Annotated in this window: 16 protein-coding genes and 1 pseudogene; 9 read left to right on the top strand and 8 right to left on the bottom strand. The window is 47.1% G+C overall.

Going from position 1 to position 18560, the window contains the following annotated elements; all coding sequences use genetic code 11:
• Positions 1-531: 531 nt before the first annotated feature.
• From A3848_RS26455 to A3848_RS26465, 3 genes are read left to right on the top strand one after another with little or no spacing between them, the layout of a single operon-like run.
• The gene (locus A3848_RS26455) at positions 532-1287 is read left to right on the top strand and encodes an ABC transporter ATP-binding protein (RefSeq protein ID WP_074087930.1); all 756 of its coding nucleotides are present in this window, start codon (positions 532-534) and stop codon (positions 1285-1287) included.
• Positions 1284-3212 (top strand): FtsX-like permease family protein, encoded by a 1929-nt coding sequence (locus A3848_RS26460; RefSeq protein WP_074087931.1) that lies wholly within the window; start codon positions 1284-1286, stop codon positions 3210-3212. The genes A3848_RS26455 and A3848_RS26460 overlap by 4 nt, the downstream gene beginning before the upstream one ends.
• 31 nt (positions 3213-3243) lie before the next feature.
• Positions 3244-3591 (top strand): hypothetical protein, encoded by a 348-nt coding sequence (locus A3848_RS26465; protein ID WP_074087933.1) that lies wholly within the window; start codon positions 3244-3246, stop codon positions 3589-3591.
• Between the two features lie 121 nt (positions 3592-3712).
• Here A3848_RS26465 and A3848_RS33175 read toward each other — a convergent pair.
• The 3 genes and pseudogenes from A3848_RS33175 to A3848_RS26480 all read right to left on the bottom strand — a co-directional run bounded on the left by A3848_RS33175 (position 3713) and on the right by A3848_RS26480 (position 5161).
• Positions 3713-4048 (bottom strand): annotated as a pseudogene (locus A3848_RS33175) (winged helix-turn-helix transcriptional regulator).
• A gap of 33 nt (positions 4049-4081) precedes the next feature.
• Positions 4082-4294 carry a helix-turn-helix domain-containing protein gene (locus tag A3848_RS26475; RefSeq protein ID WP_074087935.1) on the bottom strand — a complete coding sequence of 71 codons (213 nt, stop codon included), beginning with the start codon at positions 4292-4294 and terminating at the stop codon, positions 4082-4084.
• Positions 4295-4558: 264 nt separating this feature from the next.
• Positions 4559-5161 (bottom strand): TetR/AcrR family transcriptional regulator, encoded by a 603-nt coding sequence (locus A3848_RS26480; RefSeq protein ID WP_083612397.1) that lies wholly within the window; start codon positions 5159-5161, stop codon positions 4559-4561.
• Between the two features lie 382 nt (positions 5162-5543).
• Between A3848_RS26480 and A3848_RS26485 the strand changes: the two genes are divergently transcribed.
• Complete coding sequence (locus A3848_RS26485) at positions 5544-7250, top strand: CocE/NonD family hydrolase (protein WP_074087936.1); 1707 nt, start codon at positions 5544-5546, stop codon at positions 7248-7250.
• Between the two features lie 94 nt (positions 7251-7344).
• Here A3848_RS26485 and A3848_RS26490 read toward each other — a convergent pair whose 3' ends face one another.
• Positions 7345-8178, bottom strand: a complete 834-nt coding sequence (locus tag A3848_RS26490; protein ID WP_074087937.1) for a DUF6544 family protein — start codon at positions 8176-8178, stop codon at positions 7345-7347.
• A 5-nt stretch (positions 8179-8183) separates the two neighbouring features.
• Positions 8184-8648, bottom strand: a complete 465-nt coding sequence (locus A3848_RS26495; RefSeq protein WP_074087939.1) for a MarR family transcriptional regulator — start codon at positions 8646-8648, stop codon at positions 8184-8186.
• A 239-nt stretch (positions 8649-8887) separates the two neighbouring features.
• Between A3848_RS26495 and A3848_RS26500 the strand changes: the two genes are divergently transcribed.
• The 3 genes from A3848_RS26500 to A3848_RS26510 all read left to right on the top strand — a co-directional run bounded on the left by A3848_RS26500 (position 8888) and on the right by A3848_RS26510 (position 12534).
• The gene (locus tag A3848_RS26500; protein ID WP_074087942.1) at positions 8888-10453 is read left to right on the top strand and encodes a DNA-binding protein; all 1566 of its coding nucleotides are present in this window, start codon (positions 8888-8890) and stop codon (positions 10451-10453) included.
• A 249-nt stretch (positions 10454-10702) separates the two neighbouring features.
• Positions 10703-11704 (top strand): ATP-binding cassette domain-containing protein, encoded by a 1002-nt coding sequence (locus A3848_RS26505; protein WP_074087944.1) that lies wholly within the window; start codon positions 10703-10705, stop codon positions 11702-11704.
• A 17-nt stretch (positions 11705-11721) separates the two neighbouring features.
• Positions 11722-12534 (top strand): ABC transporter permease, encoded by an 813-nt coding sequence (locus tag A3848_RS26510; protein ID WP_074087946.1) that lies wholly within the window; start codon positions 11722-11724, stop codon positions 12532-12534.
• 99 nt (positions 12535-12633) lie between these two features.
• Here A3848_RS26510 and A3848_RS26515 read toward each other — a convergent pair whose 3' ends face one another.
• Both A3848_RS26515 and A3848_RS26520 read right to left on the bottom strand, forming a co-directional pair.
• Complete coding sequence (locus A3848_RS26515; protein ID WP_256702560.1) at positions 12634-13644, bottom strand: ABC transporter substrate-binding protein; 1011 nt, start codon at positions 13642-13644, stop codon at positions 12634-12636.
• Positions 13645-13731: 87 nt separating this feature from the next.
• Positions 13732-15348, bottom strand: coding sequence for an AraC family transcriptional regulator (locus A3848_RS26520; protein ID WP_178382086.1), 1617 nt, complete (start codon positions 15346-15348; stop codon positions 13732-13734).
• Between the two features lie 133 nt (positions 15349-15481).
• On the opposite strand from A3848_RS26520, the gene A3848_RS26525 reads away from it, so the two are divergent.
• Entirely contained in the window at positions 15482-16354 is an 873-nt protein-coding gene (locus tag A3848_RS26525; RefSeq protein ID WP_074087950.1) for an alpha/beta fold hydrolase, read from the top strand.
• 79 nt (positions 16355-16433) lie between these two features.
• Here the strand turns inward: A3848_RS26525 and A3848_RS26530 are convergent, their stop codons facing one another.
• Entirely contained in the window at positions 16434-17252 is an 819-nt protein-coding gene (locus A3848_RS26530; protein ID WP_074087952.1) for a lipase family protein, read from the bottom strand.
• A 175-nt stretch (positions 17253-17427) separates the two neighbouring features.
• Here A3848_RS26530 and A3848_RS26535 point away from each other — a divergent pair, with 175 nt between their 5' ends.
• On the top strand, positions 17428-18546 hold the full coding sequence (locus tag A3848_RS26535; RefSeq protein WP_074087953.1) for a copper amine oxidase N-terminal domain-containing protein: 1119 nt from the start codon (positions 17428-17430) through the stop codon (positions 18544-18546).
• Positions 18547-18560: the final 14 nt, after the last annotated feature.

Raw genomic sequence — 18560 nt, forward strand, 5'->3', positions numbered from 1 at the left:
TCAGAAGATCAAGGGGTCTTGGGTTTTGATCTTATCTTTTTAGAGATCTGACATAGTACAACATCAGAAGATCAAGGGGTCTTGGGTTTTGATCTTATCTTTTTAGAGATCTGACATAGTACAGTATCAGAAGATCAAGGGGTCTTGGGTTTTGACCTTATCTTTTTAGAGATCTGACATAGTACAACATCAGATGATCAAGGAGGTTTTGGGTTTTGATCTTATCTTTTTAGAGATCAGACATAGTGCAACATCAGATGATCAAGGGGTCTTGTACTTCGTCTTTTGATCTTAATCTTTTGATCTTAATCTTTACCCCGTATCCAGGTGCCGCTGCAGTTAAGCGTGTCCCGCAGGGACGGCAAGCGTTCCTACTCCCAACATCTCCAAGTCCAGCCAGTCTGAACGCCCACGTTAACTGCACTTAACCGGGTGTCCAGAGGGCGGAGCCCTTGGGGCCCTCCCTTGGCTAAGGGAGGGTTTGGGAGGGATCGAAACGATTCGAAACTATCTAAGGAGTGTGCACAGAACATGATGATTCTAGAAGCTAACAAAATTTATAAGACGTATGGCAACAAATTCAACAAGCAGGAAGTGCTGAAGGGAATTGACCTTCAAGTCAGCAAAGGCGAATTCGTCGGCATCATGGGGGCTTCCGGTTCAGGCAAAACGACGCTGCTGAATGTGCTTTCCTCCATTGACCGGGTAAGTCAGGGAACGATAGAAATAGAAGGCAAAGAGTTTACGGGCATGAAGGAGAAGCAGCTGGCCGAATTCCGTAAACAGCATCTGGGATTTATTTTTCAGGAATATAACCTGCTGGATACCCTAACCGTCAAAGAAAACGTGCTGCTTCCGCTCTCCATCACCGGCATTTCGAAGAGAGAAGCCCACCAGAAGTTTGAACAGGTAGCCGGTGAACTGGGGATCTTCGAAATGAAAGACAAATACCCGGCAGAGATTTCCGGCGGACAGAAGCAGCGGACATCAGCGGCACGGGCGTTTATACATGATCCGAGCATTATATTTGCCGATGAGCCAACAGGTGCGCTTGATTCCAAATCAGCTTCCGACCTGCTGAACAAGCTTGCCGACATGAACACGAAGCGCCAGGCGACGATCATAATGGTCACGCATGATGCTGTTGCCGCCAGTTACTGCAGCCGGGTGGTGTTTATCCGCGACGGGCAAATTTACACTCAACTGAACAAAGGCGATGAATCCCGGCAGTCCTTTTTCAATGATATTATCAAGACCACGAGTGTTTTGGGCGGTGTCCAGCAATGAGCCTGAATTATATCATCCTGCGCAATCTGCGAAAAAACATCAAAAACTATTACCTGTACGTCTTTGCGCTGATCTTCGGTGTGGCGCTGTATTTCTCCTTCGTCACGCTGCAATATGACCCTTCTATGGGGAAGCTTAAAGGAACGGTTAAAGGAGGAGCAGCCATTGGTGCATCCTCGGTGCTGCTAGTCGCGATTGTTGCGATTTTTCTGCTGTATGCCAATACGATCTTCATCAAGCGGCGCAGCCGTGAGATTGGGCTGTTTCAATTGATTGGATTAACGAAAGGAAGAATCTTCAAACTCCTGAGCGCGGAGAACCTGATCCTCTATTTCGGTTCCACGATAATCGGGATTGGTGTCGGGTTCGCGATGTCACGGCTGATTCTGATGATCTTGTTCAAAATCCTGGCGATTGACGCCGTGGCCAAGCTTCGCTTCTCTCCTGAGGCGCTGCAGCAGACCATTATCGTCTTTGCCGCAGTTTACCTGCTCATCATGCTCATGAACTACACGTTCATCAAAAGGCAGAGCATTCTCTCCCTGTTCAAGGCTACTTCCACCACACAGGAGCGCATTAAAAAAATGCCGCTGTGGGAGATTGTCTTTGGCCTGCTTGGCCTCGCCTTTATCGCGTCAGGGTATTATTTGTCCACTCTGCTCTTCAGCGGGAAAATAAACAGCATGAACGGACTGATGACCTCGATGATTCTCATCCTGGGTCTGGTTATTGTCGGCACGTATCTGTTCTATAAAGGCTCAGTCAGCTTCGTATTCAACGCAATCCGCAAGAGTAAAAAAGGCTACCTCTCCATCAATGAAGTACTTTCGCTCTCGTCTATTATGTTCCGTATGAAGTCGAATGCGCTGCTGCTGACGATCATTACAACGGTATCCGCGCTGGCTATCGGTCTGTTGTCGCTCAGCTATATCTCTTATTATTCGGCGGAAGCGAACGCTAAGGATAGCTCACCTAACGATTTTGGGTTCACCCGGGTGGAGGCCAAGGAGAAGTTTGTACAGGCACTGGATGCGGCGCAAATCAAATACAAAGAAATTCATATGCAGCCCGTGGAGATGGAAGTCGATGCTGCGAAAATTATGGAGAAGGATTCCAAAGACACGGTTCTTTCTACTTCCGTAGTCAGCGACAGCACTGTAGAAGGGATAGATGTAAAGCCTGGCGAAGCCCGAATTATGGGGTACAACAGTGCTATGGATACGCTTTTTAAATTGAATGAAACCGGCGAGATTGGCCTTAAGACTTTGAAAGGGACGATTGAGCAGAAGCTTATAGGCATATCCAAGGAATCGATTGTGCCCTATTATTACGGTGGAGGCGCTGGCATATTTGTTGTCGATGAGACGGTCTACCAGGAGCTGGTTAAGAGCCTGAATCCCAAGCTGCAAAAAGCAAAAGAAAAAGCGGATTACTACGGGATTGAGCTTGCTAACCGCTCGCAAATAGAAAAGGCAAATCAAATTTTTACGAATCAGTCACCCGAGTATCCAAGCTTTTCGCAGTATGATTTCGAAATCAAACAGCGCAACAATATGGGCGTTATTATGTTTATTGTCGGCTTCTTGGGCTTAACTTTCCTGGTTACTTCAGGCTGCATTCTGTACTTCAAGCAAATGGATGAAGGCGAGGAAGAAAAAGGAGGCTACACCATTCTGCGGAAACTGGGTTTTACCCAAGGAGATCTCTTACGGGGCATCCAGTTCAAGCAGTTGTTCAACTTCGGGATTCCGCTGGTCGTTGGCCTGAGCCATAGCTACTTTGCCGTCAAGTCCGGCTGGTTCTTCTTCGGCACAGAAATGCTCACACCGACGATCCTGGTCATGCTGCTATACACGGCGCTGTATTCAATTTTCGGCTTCCTGTCAGTGCTGTATTATAAAAGAGTGATCCGCGAGTCGTTGTGACCAAATAAGCAGAAAGTAAAGGAGGGTGCAAGTGGCTTGTGTTGCTGAGTTCGGTATTATAGATCAATTCGAGACGGATAAAGATTACTCCAAATATGAACCTGAAACCTATCATTGCATCGCGATTGCTGATGATTTCCTGAATGATTGGTGGGACGATTTGTCATTGATCAAAACCTACTTCCACAGCTATAACAGACCCAATTTGGCCCTTGCCAGATGGGGAGTTACGCTTATACCGCCTGAATCCTTAGAAGCTTTTTACAGCATTGTGTTAAAAGATAAACAATCCAAGTCATCATCAGAATTGATAGATTTGATGGTTTTGCTAAGAAGGGCAATTAACGAGAAGAAGTACGTTATACATTATGGGGTTTGAGTGTTTTTGAAATATGAAATGCCGCAATTGCTATTTGAAAATTTGGGTCATACCGAAAGACAAAAAGCAGGCCAGGACTGAATTTTCAGTCTGGCCTGTTTTTGTGTTGCTCCACTTTGTATTACTTGCTCAGGATACTTACTTCCAGGACATCGCATTTGTTTCCATACACCTTCTCAATATGCTGCACGCCCCACTTGCACAACGAATCCAGAAATAAACTTGAGTGACCAGCCATACTCCGTTAATCTTGGTTGTACACTTTACGTTCCTCATCCCGCCTTGCTTAAGATCACGCAGCTGCCGTGTGAACATCTTTTGCATGATGTTCGGCATTAGTCTTTTTAACGCATTCGGTCGGCTTGTACCCAGGATCAGATGGCAGAGAATGACCACCTTCCATTTGCCCCCTATGACTTCTTAACGCCGCCTCAACGGGAATGTTGTACTTTTTCATAGTAATTACGGTACGTAAAACGATGGATCAATCTTACAATAGTCGCTTTGGATTGTCTGTCTGATTCAAAAGATAGTCGATACTTACCTTGTGAAATTTAGATAATTCGATTAAAAGGACGGTTGGGATATCTAAGTTCCCGCTCTCATATCGGGAATAAGTTGCTTGTGTGATATGTAAGAACTCTGCCATTTGTTGTTGAGTTAAGTCTTTGTCTTCACGTAGATCTCGGATTCTTTTGAACATTGCTCATCACCCATGCCAAGTTTACTTGCAGCTGAGGCTCTTATGCACTACATATCTTTTTTTATTCGAAAATTCTCTGAAATTTTTAACCAAGGCAGAAAGAGAGTATTTAGATACACAAGTAAAACCAAGCCGGGGCGGAGAGTGATCCGCTTAAGCTTGGTTTTTTGTTACGATTTTACTTGATATCTATAGTAAGACCATGTAAAAACCGGATGAATATAATATGCTTCTGACTTCAAACTTGCCGTGCTTAGTCGGATCTTATGTCATCTGACTGTACATATCCATCCCTGCCCTTGTCAAATGAGGAAGAATAAGGCTCCACAGGATGGACAAGATACTTTTCTGCTTTGGTAGAAATTCTTGGAGGAGAATTATTTCCTGTGTGCCATACATATTGATCGATAATAAAGAAATCGACAAATCTTCATATTGCCCAGCATATAATTCTTCTTTCATAATTCCATTGTTAACAAATATAGTAAACGTATTGATGAAAAGTGTATAGAAATCATTAACGACCTCAATTTGCATTTTGGCTATCTCAGGATACAGCTTAGGCAATTCTGTAAAACTTGAGAAATAAAAGAAATATTTTTTACGGAATGCATTAAGGATTAAAAACTGCTGATTCAGTCCTTCAATGGAAACGTCTGCTGAGAAATTTAAGTTTTTGTATTCTTCATACTGCATTGCCATAACACCAATCATAAGATCATGTTTTTTTTTGAAATAGTATGTCAAATTACCAGGACTTATATTTAACGCATCAGAAATGTCCCTCAATGTTACATATGCATATCCTTTTTTGTTAAATAACTCAATTGAAGTCTCAAGGATCTTATCTCTTAAATTATTATCCATACCTATCTCCTTTATAGCGTTTGGCGAAATGCACTTTAAATCAAGAGCATTATATCATAAATGGGTCCTTAAAGCGGAAATAAGTAGCTAGATTAAGGATACGGAAGGATTCAAGAGATAATTACAGAGAACTCTCAGCCAAGAATGCTTTTCTCAAAAAAGATCAGAGTTGAATAAGTTCACTCGTAGGAATACACTTGCTTTAGTACACGTGTACTAATATTTCTGAATAATAAATGATAGAAGGAGTGAATCCATTTGCAAGAAGATAAGAGCCTAGAATTATCTAGGGAAAGTTCACAATGCGCTTGAACAGGATACTGAAGCACACTGCTTATTGATTGACTGATTTCAAAAAAAATTATCCAATGGAGGCAAAGCTATGAATCCACTATCGATTGACATTAACGAAAGAAGTAATCACTTTTATGAGCTTACCTGGAAGGAAGTGCAGATTCCGATGACAGACGGGAATTACCTCGCCGCTAATCTTTACCAGCCTGATGCTGACGGGGTTTTTCCAGTCATCATGACGATGTGTCCTTATGGAAAGGATGTGCATTTCTCACAATTTGCTCCTGTTAACCCGACTATTGCAATAGAATATACTCATTCGCAGGATAAAGGGCCCTTACTTGGCTGGGAGACACCAAATCCTGAATTTTGGGTGCCGCAAGGGTATGCTGTGTTGCGGGTAGATGAACGTGGTATCGGTAATTCTCCAGGAAAGCTTGATATATTATCAGTTGGTTTGAAGAAGGATTATTATGATGCAATCGAATGGGCCGGAACGCAAGCCTGGAGCAACGGACGAATCGGACTGCTGGGTATCTCCTATTTAGCCATGAGTCAATGGGCTGTGGCATCTGAACAACCTCCACATCTAGCCTGTATTATACCTTGGGAGGGCACAGTAGATTATTATTCGGAATTCTGCTATCCGGGTGGAATCCAGGCGAACGGTTTTCTTTCATTCTGGTGGAAAAACGGAGTTTTGACACATCAATACAATCCCGATGGAAACCTTTCCGAGGAACAACTGCAAGCAAATCGCGTGGATTTCCTGGAGATGGTGAAAAATAATCCACTACGTGATCCATCGTGGACAAATCGGTTCGCTGACCTGAGCAAAGTAAAGGTACCTTTATTATCCGCTAGCAACTGGTTTAGCGCCGGAATGCATACCCGGGGGAACTTTCTGGGATTTCAGAATGCAGCATCGGAGCACAAGTGGCTTGAAGTGCATATTGGCAGCCATGTTGGTGAATTTTACACCGCCCAAGGTCGTGAGTTGCAAAAAAAATTCCTTGATTATTGGCTCAAGGGAATTGATACCGGTATAACGAGAGAGCCACAAGTTAAGCTTGCCATTCCCCGCGGAGGCAATAGCTACACATGGCGTTACGAGAATGAGTATCCGCTTAAGCGCACCCAATGGACTCGATTCTACCTTGATGCAAGTGCGAAGCTGCTTTCGGTGGAGCCTGTGCAAGCAAAGAGTCAACTTTGCTATGAAGGGGATAAGGATTGCGAATCCAAGCACTGGGCAAATCCCTTTATGGTGAAAGCATTTTCGAGAGAGGAAAACAGCGCTAAGCGAGTTCTATTTGAAACCGCTCCATTTGACAGCGAAACAGAGATCCTCGGGCCTATCAAGCTCCGTTTGTGGGCATCTTCAACTACAGATGATATGGACATTTTCGTATCATTGCGGAATATTGACCCACAAGGAAATGAGGTGGTTAATTCAGGAGCACAGACAGAGAAATTCCCCATTAGTCAGGGCTGGCTGCGCGCTTCATTACGTAAAACAGATGATGAATTATCGACAGAGTATAAGCCTTATTACACCTTCGATGAGGTTCAGAAGCTTGTTCCGGGAAGAGTTTATCCCTTGGAAATTGAGATATGGGATAGCGCAATGGTTGTAGCTAAAGGAAATCGGTTGCTCCTTGAAATTGGTAGCCAGAATCAGAGCGGCTGCGCGCTGCTGACTCAGACGGCCGATGACAGGATTTGGGAAGCAGACGTTACTCTATATACAGGGGATGAATTTGATTCTTATTTATTGCTGCCGATCATACCTTAACTGAATTCAACGTTGGTTTTGAAATATCAATAGTGGAAGCAACTGCAAAAATGGGTTGTCATTTTAGCTTGATTCGATGTGGCAGAGTGGACGTTCAACGATACTCCACCCGAAGATTCCTGCTGTCAAAATAGACCAGATCTCCACTGTCATAATGCCACACAGCCTGCAGGTGTGTAGGTTGTCTAATACCGTCAATCCACTTGTAATCCTTCATTAGGGCGGACCAGCGTACACGCTGCTTGGAGCCGTCCATTCCAATGGCGGTGCGGTCGTCCGTTGTAAAGGATTGGCATTCTCCCTGGTCGTTAAAGCTGAATATTCCGCTTGCTGTAATCCCATAGCACGAAATAGTCGCCTGCACATGATGATCGTCAATAGGAACCCAAGTAATGTAGTCCTGAATTATGGCATTTGGCACCCAGAGAGATTCCGACAAAAAGGTAACCAGACTCGCCTGATCCATCTCCTCGCCTAGCTGGTTAAAGAGTGTGAATGTCTTGCCCAGGACGCCCTTCATACTGCCGATACCTGCTACATAGGAATCAAGGCCCTGAAAAGGGATGCCGTATATAGCCGTCTCAATCAGAGCGATTCTGGCGGGAGGCTGAACGAAGTTGTACTGTGTATATTTTATGGAAATAGCAGGTTTTCTGGGGGACAGGATGAAGTCTACTTGGTTAAATTCGGCTTTCATCGAGGACATTTTCGGCTTGCCGGTAAATCCGCTGGTCTCAAAATACTTCCGGACAGGGGAAGGCAACAGCTTCCAGTCTTCGCTTGTGAACGTTTCGTTCGGGATGGAAGGTTTGGAGAGGTACTTGTCTGCAATCCTCTGGAATTCTGCTTTGGTTTTGGAATAGGGAATCTTGAAAAAAACAATCAGGGCAGCTGCAGTGCCAGCCAGAATAACCAATAAAAGGGCCATATGTTCTACACCTCTCTGTCTTCGGATAAGTCAGCTTCCATTTGGGCAATGTTCTCTGTGAGCCGGATCAAGCCGTAGAATAAGCCTTCGGTTAGCCTGTGATCGAATGACTGGAATAGTGAATCCATGAAACGTGCTTCCCGCTCGCTTCTTTCGGCAAAATAGGTTTCACATTTCCCGGTCAACTGCAGCCGGAGGATACGGGCATCTTTGTTATCTTTTGTAAGCGTAACGAACCCCTGCTTCTCAAGCAGAAGGGCCATCTTCTTAACATTTTGCCGCGAGCTGCCGATCATCTCGGCAACATCACTTAAGGTAGGGGAGGATGAACCGCTCTTCAGAATGACTGCAATCAGCAGCCACTGCTTCATGGTCATTTGATCGTCCAATTTATCCCCCAGTACCTGAAGGCGGTTGGCAAGTGTCAGTACAGCACCCAAAATGTAAGCCTGTTCATCCTTATCATCCAACTTACTCAGCTCCTCCAATTAAATAAGTAATCTATTACATATATATTATACGCAACAGGTTACCTATTTGTCGATAGCGGATGTTGGCTCAGTCATCCCGCCGGTTTGTCATCCTTTGAATAAAATTGTTTTAAAAATGTAAAAAATAGCAAATAGTTCTTCTATTCCAAATTTTACTATGCTATTCTATGGGCAGCCGAAATGGCCTCAATCCTATGAAGAGAATGGAGGAATGAAGAATGTTTCCAAGTTTCCCGCGTCTGCGTACAACCTGGACAAGCCTGGCGGTCGCCGCAATGCTGGCATCTGCCGTAATTATCCCTGCACCCCTGGTTCAAGCCGAAGGAGCATCTGATCCGGCTCCCAGCATTACCCCCGCCACCGCGAACGGCAAGAAGGTATTGTTCGATAACACGCATGCCCAGACTGCCGGTGCGGCCGATTGGGTGATTGATGGCGGCTTTTCGGATTTTGCGAACGGGCTGGCAGCCGAAGGTTACTACATTAAAGAGCTTCGCAAGACTACTGCGATCACCTTATCCGATCTGTCTGGCTACGATGTATTCATCATTCCGGAAGCCAATATCCCGTATAAGACGTCGGAGCAGAGTGCACTGCTTGACTATGTTCAAGGCGGGGGAAGCATTTTCTTCATCAGCGACCATTACAACGCAGACCGGAACAAAAACCGCTTCGATGCCTCCGAGGTCTTCAACGGCTACCGGCGGGGAGCTTGGGGAAATCCTGCTCTGGGTATGGGGGCGGAGGAAGCTGCTTCACCGGCGATGTCTGGAGTATCGAGCTCGGATTGGCTGGCTTCGAACTTCGGTGTGAGATTCCGTTATAACGCACTAGGCGATGTGACGGCAAACCATATCGTGACTCCTTCGCAAGCCTTCAATATTACAAGCGGGGTATCCAGCGTGGCTGTTCACGCCGGTTCTACACTTGCCATCACCGACCCGGCAAAGGCAAAGGGAATTGTCTATGTTCCGGCAACGGCTACCGCTTGGTCCAGCGCAGTGGATGCCGGTGTGTATAACGGCGGCGGTGTCGCGGAAGGGCCGTTTGTCGAGGTAGCCAAGGTTAGCGCAGGTAAAGCAGGCTTTATAGGCGACTCCTCTCCAGTAGAGGATGCAACGCCGAAATACAAAAAAGAGGAGACGGGCGGCACCAAAACAACCTATGACGGCTATGAGGAGGCGGATGACGCCACACTTTTGGTCAACATGGTGAACTGGCTCGCTACGCCGGAGAGCTATACAACATTCTCCTCGGTACCGGGCCTAACCCTGGATACGGCCACTCCGGTATACAGCTGGGAAGCGCCTGCCAGTTCTACGGAGCCGCAGGCTGAACCTTGGGCAGCGCCGGCTGCCGGCTACAAATGGTATGATTCTTCCACTTTCAAGACCGGTTCTTACGGTGCCGGCTCCACTACTCCAACAACACCTGTATATGCATTCGAACATCAGGCGACGCTTCCTAATCATTATGAGTTTGAGGTGAAAGTGACACTCTCCGGTCTGACACCGGGCTCGACGACCTCCGGATATAGCCTTGGGGTCTATACCAGTTCAGGTACGCAAGTCGCAAAGGTGAAGAACAGTGACGGTTCGTGGCCGTCATCGTATGGCTATAGCTCAACCTTTTCGCTAACGGCCAATTCAAGCGGTATTGCCACCAGAAGTTTAACCCTAACCATTAATCCAGCTACCACCGGTGCAGCCAATATGCGCTTGAGATTAAGCGGTACTGCAAAATTTACTGAACCGGTCACTATAGCAAATGTACCTGTCGAGTAATAGAAGCCGTATGAATAGATATAAGGCTTGGGTTTAAGGCGAAATGCCTTTTCCCAGGCCTTTTTTTGTCATGAAATGGTTGCTTTCTACATCCAGAGACTGAGGGATAAATGCGTTTGGAGACCGTTAAGCTGCTTACCCGTTGGCGTTATAATGAAGCGGCACAGAAGAAATACATAACATGTTTATATTCAGTTTAAATAAGCGATTTATGATCCAACTATATTAGTTGTCAAGGAGGAGTAACAAATGAGTCAACTTAGGGCAGCAACCTCGAAGAAAGAATGGGCCATCGAGGCAGAGGGGCTTGTCAAAATTTTCGGGGACAATCGCGCGGTAGATGGTGTGGATCTTAAAGTGGCTACAGGTTCAATATATGGCGTACTGGGTCCGAATGGGGCAGGTAAGACTACAGTAATCCGGATGCTTGCGACGCTGCTAAGGCCGGATGCCGGCTCCGCCAGGGTTTTCGGGCATGATGTGGTGAAGGAGCCGCAGATTGTGCGTCAGCTGATTGGTGTGACCGGACAATATGCTTCAGTAGATGAGTCGCTCAGTGCCACTGAGAATCTGGTGATTTTCTCCCGGTTGCTCGGCCTGGGACGTGCCGAAGCACGGCGCAAGTCCGAGGAGCTGCTTGAGGAATTTGGATTAACAGAGGCTGCCAGACGTCCGCTTAAAAACTTCTCGGGCGGAATGCGCCGCCGGCTGGATTTGGCCGCAAGTTTGATTGCGCAGCCGCCGCTCATTTTCCTGGACGAACCGACGACCGGTCTGGACCCGCGTACACGGAATCAGATGTGGGACACCATCCGCCGGTTGATTCAGTCCGGTTCAACAGTTCTGTTAACCACACAATATCTTGAAGAGGCGGATCAGTTGGCTGACCGGATCGCTGTAATCGACCATGGCGGGGTAGTCGCTGAGGGCACAGTAGATGAGCTGAAATCATCTGTGGGTACTTCGTCCCTGCAGTTAAAAGTTCAGAATCCGCTTGACATCGGCTTTGCCCGTCAGACCGTTGAACGGGTGCTGAATGTAAAAACCATTATATCAGCGGAATCTGCGAACATTACTGCACCTATGGGGGATGCGGACCGGGTCACTGATCTGCTGATTGCCCTCCGTGAGGCGGGGATTTCTTTGGCTGAGCTGAGTGTGCAGAAGCCAACGCTCGACGAGGTTTTTCTAAGTATTACGGGGCATGGGGCAGAAGATAAATCCACGTTGGCGTCCGCCAAGTCAAACTAAATGGAGGGGTAAACAGTATGAGTACATTCATTAAGCCAGGCGCTGAACGCCAGCTCAAAAACCACACGAGCTTCGGCCAATCGGTGCGGAATTCATTAACGATGGCCTATCGGGGGCTGCTCAAAATCAAACGCACCCCTGAACAATTGTTCGATGTTACGCTTCAGCCGATTATTTTCACCCTGATGTTTACGTATATCTTTGGGGGAGCGATCTCCGGGGATATCCACAATTATTTGCCGGTGATCATCCCCGGAATTCTCGTGCAGACCGTAATCACAACTTCGATTGTGACAGGCGTACAGCTGCGTGAGGATATGGAAAAGGGCGTCTTTGACCGCTTCAAGTCTCTGCCGATCTCACGGATAGCTCCGCTTGCCGGAGCCTTGCTTGCAGACACAGTCCGCTATACGATTGCGACTGTGCTTACGTTTGCGATGGGATATGTGATGGGACTACGTCCTGAAGGCGGATTCGGGCATGTTGTCATGGCCGGTGTGCTGGTCATTATCTGCTCCTGGGCCATCAGTTGGATCTTTGCTTTCTTCGGTGTTATTGCACGTACAGCTTCCAGTGTACAGGGGATATCCATGATCGTGCTGTTCCCGCTGACCTTCCTGTCGAATGCTTTTGTGCCGGTGGATACGATGCCGGACTGGCTTCAATGGTTCGTCAAAATGAACCCGATATCGCATCTGGTTACAGCCGTCCGTAATCTGGTTAACTTAGGAACCATAGGCTCGGATCTGGTCTACTCCCTCGTCGGAGCTGCTGTCATTGTGGCGGTCTTTGCGCCCATCACCGTGCGGGCATATATGCGGCGTACCTAATCAATATATCTTCCGGTATAACTTTACGGTAAATAACGCAAAAGAGCCATTTCCTAAGATAGGAATCTGGCTCTTTTGGTGTTTATGGATTGACTTGCATTATTTTTGTCCGGCGGTGAGCCAAGCCGCAAGCTCTTCCGTTTGGGAAAGAACGGCAATGGGATCATAGTACCAGGATTTCCCTTCCTTCCAGACATAAACATGATCATTTTTGACCGCAGGCAGGCTACCCCAGATCGGATCATCCTTGTAGTCCTGCACGGTTTGTTCGTTGTCGGTTACGATGAGGTAATCCCCGGCATATTTGTTCAGCATCTCAGCAGAAATTTCAGCCCACGGCTTCTCCATGATTTCCTTAGCAACTCCAGCAGGAGGCTTGCGGCCCAGCGCCTGATAGACAGGCTGTCCACCGCGTCCAAAGTTGTCTCCATAAGCCCAAGTGGCTTTGTCGCCATGCTCGAGGATGCTGAAGGTAGCATCAGCAGGGATGACTGCGTCCACCTTGGCTTTGGCTTCAGCAATACGCTTGTCGTATTGAGCCAGCCAGTCCTTGGCTTCTTGCTCTTTACCCAGCAGCTTTCCGAAATAAGTTAACTCTTCATGAGTATTTTTTAGATCCCCATAAGGCACGATGATGGTTGGAGCGATTTGGCTTAAGGCCTCGTAGCTGTCGGCCATACCGGAAATAATCAGATCGGGTTCAAGTTCGAGGATCTTTTCGGGTGACATTTTCCCGTAGGTTCCGGTATCAGCTATGCCGGCAAGGGCTTCTTTGAAGTACATATTCTCCAGTGTCAGGCCGGGAGCGCCGACAGGAATAGTATCCAGGGCAATCAGGCTGCCCAGGTATTCCTCGGCAACGATGCGTTTCGGTTTAACCGGGATTTTAATCTCCCCGTTTATGGTTGTAACCGTTTTGAATGCAGCGGGTTCCACCGTCTGCTCCGGTTGCTGTGAAGCAGGGGGGGCTTCGGTGGCGTTTCCTGTATTTGCGGCACTTCCCTTGGAAGTATTGTTTCCGCAGGCTGAAGCTAATAAGGTTATTGCCAGCAGCAGGGAAAAAATGAGCCAATGTCTTTGTTTCGCGCTGCGTTGTTGCAGATGATTCAACTTGTGTGCCTCCTTATGTACAATGATTATCATTCTCATTTATACTTTACAGACTTCACCCAGTGAAGACTATGGTCTGATGTGATCTCACCTCATGTAAATTTGTGATGTGATTGTCTGCATGATCATTTTCAATTGCGCCAGCGAGGATAAGGGATCGAAGCCATAGAATAAATCCGGCTGGTGTAGTTGATAGACATGGCCATTGTGAACTGCGTCAAGTTCCTTCCAGCTTGAGGAGTGCAGCAGCGCTGAGAACTGCTCCAGTCCTTCATGCGTTGTGGGTATACTGGTAATGAAAATATGTTCTGCAGGATAAGCAGCGATAGTCTGGGTGGGTGCTTTCAAATAACCGCTGCGTTGCAGGCCTTGCTCCAGCAGGGCAGCAGGCGGGCGGAAACCCAGATCACCATATAGGATCTGACATCCATGCCCAAAGCTGCTGCTGTAGGAATAAGCGGTATCTTCGCCAATTTCCCAGACTATGGCTGTCCCGCGCGTTCCGATCAGCCGGTCCAATTCCAGATTGGCCTCATGACACAGCTCACCATAGCGGCTCAGCCAGGCCTCTGCCTGCGGCACTCGGTTTGCAATGGCGGCGATCTGCCGGAATTGCTCCCGCCAGCCCATACGCATAAAAGGCAGCTCAATTACCGGTGCTACCGGCAGCAGCAGCTTGCTCTCAGCGGTAAGGCTATAGCTGATGATAACATCGGGCCGTGCTGCGACTACTGATTGGTAGAGTGAAGCGGTCCTTGTCTCTTCAAACCGCAATTTATCCTGGGAAGGGGCAAGCTCAAGACGCTCCATCCAGCCTGAATACACACCCAGTTCAGGCATGACTTCTAGCGCTCTTAGGCTGGCGGTGTGATTGAAATTCAGAGTAACAATTCTTTTGTTCTTGCGGTGGTAGGCTGCCGGAGATACGCCGACCACCTGCTTGAATTTTCTGCTTAAATAGGTTCCTTCGCCATAGCCAACCTCCTGCGCCAGTGCGGTTAAATTCGGTCTGTCTGTCAGTATACGCTGCTGTGCCCTGCGGATCCTAAGTAAAGTAAGATATTTATTAAAGGTTTGACCCGTGGCCTTGCGGAAGGTGCGTGAGAAATGTTCCGGACTGACCCCGGCCAGATCTGCCATCTGTACTCTTGTCAAATCTTCGTTATAATGCGTTTCTATATGTTGCAGTACTTGATCAAGCCATTGCACGGATGTTTGGGCACACTCCACTTTTGTGCGGTACAGCTCTACCAGAAGCTCCGAGAACAGCTTCTGCAGGGCGAACGGATTATCCTGTGCCGGCGCCTCCCAGGTTTTTAGCAGTTCTGAAGCTAGTGTACAAGCTTTTGAGCTGCCTGCATTCAAAGTTATGCCGTTGTTCAAGGGATTGGCCCCGGCTTGCTGCGGAGGCAAGATGGAGTATTCAATCCATAACCCATGAAGCTGGTATTGTGGATGTAAGGAAACGCTTAGCGTTCTGGAGCAGCACAGCAAGGTTCCGCAAGTAAGGTTATGCTGTTTCCCTTCAAGCTCAATGGTGCCGTTCCCGCCGGTTACAATCATCAAAATAGAATGCTGTTGCCCGGTATCGGGTTCTCCACTGATCGAGAATCCGTTAAGATTTGCCATCCGCGTGGGGATACAGAAGCTATGGGGATGAGCGATGGAGCTGTCACAACGCTGAGTGAGCATATGTACTTTCACTACCTTCGTATTTGATAATTGTTCTCAATTGCAGTATAACAGCTTTTATACTTAACTCAACTTTTACACTGAATCTGACAGAATCCATAGGGTATAATGAAGTGAATGATTTTACATATTGGAGGCAAAGAACATGCTAGAGGAACTAATAGACTTAGGGCACGTAGGCATTAATGTGAAATACGCAATAGAACATAAGGAAGTCGTTCTCTTTCTCCACTTTAGCGGCGGGAATTTGAACATGTGGGATGGCATCATCCCGCAGTTTGAGCAGGAATATAGTATCATTGCTCCGGACTGCCGGGGGCATGGCAAATCAGATCAACCTGAAACAGGCTATCATATTGATGATATGGCGAACGATATGTATATCCTGCTGCAGCATCTTAATGTGGAGCGTTGTCATGTAGTCGGCAGCTCCATGGGGGCAGAGGTGGGACTTAGTCTGGCTGCATCACATCCCGAACTTGTTCAATCGCTTATCTGTGAAGGTGCCTTGTATAATGAGTTCGGTGAGTATGGTTTATTTCAGGGGTCAGAAGAAGAAATCGAGCAGAAGAAGGAAGCCCTGCGGGTTCAATTGGCAGAGCGGAGGGAACGTGAATTTCCCACTAAAGAAGCCTATGAGGAAGAAGAACAGATGGAATTCGAGGCGCATGGATTGTGGAACGAATACTTCTCTGCCTTTATCAAAAATAATCTGCAGCAGCTGCCAAACGGTCATTTTGCCTGTTGTTTTTTAAATCGGGTTAGAACCGAATATATTCAAAAATACTGGGATGTGAAATTTGAACACTATTACAACAAGGTGAAATGTCCGGTTCTTTTCCTGCCGAGCGAAGAAGAGTGGGCAGATGAGAAGATAAGAGGCAGTCTGCATACATTTTCCGGTCTGCTTGATACCTATGAAATCGAACGTATTGAGAACTCCCTCCATGCTTATGTGTGGATGCAGCTTCCAGCAGCAGCAGGTGACGCGGCAAAGAGATTCATCAGCAAGCACTAATGAAAATTCCCATTACATAGGTGAGAATGATCCATGACATTAGCCCGTAGGCTAGTGTCTTTTGCTTATCCAAGGCCTGCTAAGCTCGAGTCGCTTGGGGGAGTTCTTCCACAACCGGACAAAAACCGGGGGTTGAAGCGCACAGCTGCTTCGTGAATTCTGGACGGAGCTTGGAAAGTTCCCTGAAATAACTGCTGAGTGCGTGATTGAGGCTGACGGAGCCATTTTGAAAAGAAAGGGGATAAAAGGTCTGGACATGGCTGTAATAATACCGTTTGTCCCGGCCAGGCATTATGAAGATCGAGGGCGGAACATAAACGGCAGCATCAAAAAGGTTGCCAATACGGTAGCTATTCGGAACATATCGCGAACAAGCCTTTGCGAAGGCCGGATCACCGGCACGGGGAGAACCATAGGTATATAGGTGTGGAGTATTGAATGCAGTATGAACAGCAACATCGGGAGCGCATAGTGTCGCGAGTGCCCCACCGAGGCTGTGACCTGTTATATATAGCCTTTTGCCGGGGGACAACCGGGAGAGTGCAGAGAGAATACCGCTTCGTGAAGAGGAATAAATGTTGGTAAAGCCGCGGTGGGTAAGGCAGTTTTCCTTGATGTATTTGTACTTTTTTTGCGTGGCATTGGCATTAGAAATCCAGTTGGCCGTTGAACTGCTCCCGCGGAAGGCAATTATGATCTCTTGCGGCGATTCCATAATGAATCCAAACGGTTCCCATACACGGCCTAACGATTTCGCTTGAATGATATGGGTGACTGAATATCCTGTTGGAACGGTGAATGCACCATCCGTATGATTAAACTGGACATAGGTCTGTCCACAGACAGCCGCCAGAAAGATGGCCCGTTCATCAAAAGCCTGATTGTTGTTCACCTGCATCCCGCCTTCCTTATAACCGTTGTATGACAGGAGCCTAAGATAGGTGCATGCCGCTGGAAAAAAAGTTAAGGATACGATTGGATCAAGCTCCTTATGTGGGAAAATCTGGTGAAACCTATCTGAACCGTTTGCGTCTATACATAACAGGTATGAATAAGAGAGGATGGAAAGATGTATGGTTAGAAAATGGCTGGTTGCCCCTTTGCTCGCGGCCTCTTTGCTAATGGCTCCAATTACTGATGCTGCTTCTTCGGCATATTTCAAGTACTCAATGGAGGGCGGAGGTCAGAGCACCAATTCGGCGCTGATCAAGAATGGAATTACCTATGTGCCCGCTTATCTGTTGGAGTCGGCAGGTCTTCAGGCCACTTGGGATCAGGCTCATCAAAAGGTGCAATTTGTAGGATGGAAGAAAAAGCTTGGTATTCGAGTAGGGAGCTCAAAGGGCGTTCTTGACGGAGTAATCGTTGATCTTGGAGGAACTCCTTTTATCTATGAGGAGCAGTTGTATGTTCCCGCCCGTTTCGTAGTAGGTTCACTGGGAGGAACCACGGTGGGCTGGGATGCCGCGCATAGAGTCTATACTGCTCAAGGGCTTAAGTCCTTTAACTCCGCAAGTGCTGTCTACGGTGGTAACGATTATACAATTGATAAAAAAACCGGTAACCTCTATGTAACCGCTCCTTCGGGTGAGCCCAGATTGCTGGCAAAACTCGGTTCGGAGCTGTATGATATGGTTCAATTTGATTTTAAAAAGACTCCAAAGGGCTTGATTTACCTGACCATCACGGATATTTACGGGGAACCCCATATCAACAATACATGGTATACGCTAATTCTCAAGGATGGAATGGTTATCCGTCAGGATAGTGTGAAGTACTGGATGCGCTATGGGGATAATGTGAAAATGTACGGCAATCACTTGGTGCTTACGGACGGGAAAACGCTGCGGCTGATAGAAGATGGTACAGGGAAGGTAACCTCATTCATTGACATGGTGAAGCTTGGGGGTGTAGCTGAGAACTATTTGGTGGAAGGAATGGATGATGATTATCTGCTGATTCGTCCGAATCAGAAGGGGCTGCTTATGCTGATCGAACGCAAGACGGGTAGACAGACGTTATTGTACCAAAAGCTGCTCGACACCAAGCAGCAGGAATATGCGGAAACCAACGATATTCCGTTCTATGGAGACAATCTGAAATTCATCAAGCGTGATGGGGATGCGCTGCTGTTCTCTAATGAGTATGTACGGGATGGCAAGATATATAAATATTTGCTGACGGGAAAATAAAGCTGTATCCAACC

The sequence above is a fragment of the Paenibacillus sp. P32E genome, assembly GCF_001909085.1.
GTDB lineage: Bacteria > Bacillota > Bacilli > Paenibacillales > Paenibacillaceae > Paenibacillus_AQ > Paenibacillus_AQ helianthi.

Coding starts and splice junctions, on each gene's coding strand:
- A3848_RS26455 (WP_074087930.1), top strand. CDS start 532: ATGATGATTCTAGAAGCTAACAAAATTTATAAGACGTATGGCAACAAA.
- A3848_RS26460 (WP_074087931.1), top strand. CDS start 1,284: ATGAGCCTGAATTATATCATCCTGCGCAATCTGCGAAAAAACATCAAA.
- A3848_RS26475 (WP_074087935.1), bottom strand. CDS start 4,294: ATGTTCAAAAGAATCCGAGATCTACGTGAAGACAAAGACTTAACTCAA.
- A3848_RS26480 (WP_083612397.1), bottom strand. CDS start 5,161: ATGGATAATAATTTAAGAGATAAGATCCTTGAGACTTCAATTGAGTTA.
- A3848_RS26485 (WP_074087936.1), top strand. CDS start 5,544: ATGAATCCACTATCGATTGACATTAACGAAAGAAGTAATCACTTTTAT.
- A3848_RS26490 (WP_074087937.1), bottom strand. CDS start 8,178: ATGGCCCTTTTATTGGTTATTCTGGCTGGCACTGCAGCTGCCCTGATT.
- A3848_RS26500 (WP_074087942.1), top strand. CDS start 8,888: ATGTTTCCAAGTTTCCCGCGTCTGCGTACAACCTGGACAAGCCTGGCG.
- A3848_RS26505 (WP_074087944.1), top strand. CDS start 10,703: ATGAGTCAACTTAGGGCAGCAACCTCGAAGAAAGAATGGGCCATCGAG.
- A3848_RS26510 (WP_074087946.1), top strand. CDS start 11,722: ATGAGTACATTCATTAAGCCAGGCGCTGAACGCCAGCTCAAAAACCAC.
- A3848_RS26525 (WP_074087950.1), top strand. CDS start 15,482: ATGCTAGAGGAACTAATAGACTTAGGGCACGTAGGCATTAATGTGAAA.
- A3848_RS26530 (WP_074087952.1), bottom strand. CDS start 17,252: ATGCAGGTGAACAACAATCAGGCTTTTGATGAACGGGCCATCTTTCTG.
- A3848_RS26535 (WP_074087953.1), top strand. CDS start 17,428: ATGGTTAGAAAATGGCTGGTTGCCCCTTTGCTCGCGGCCTCTTTGCTA.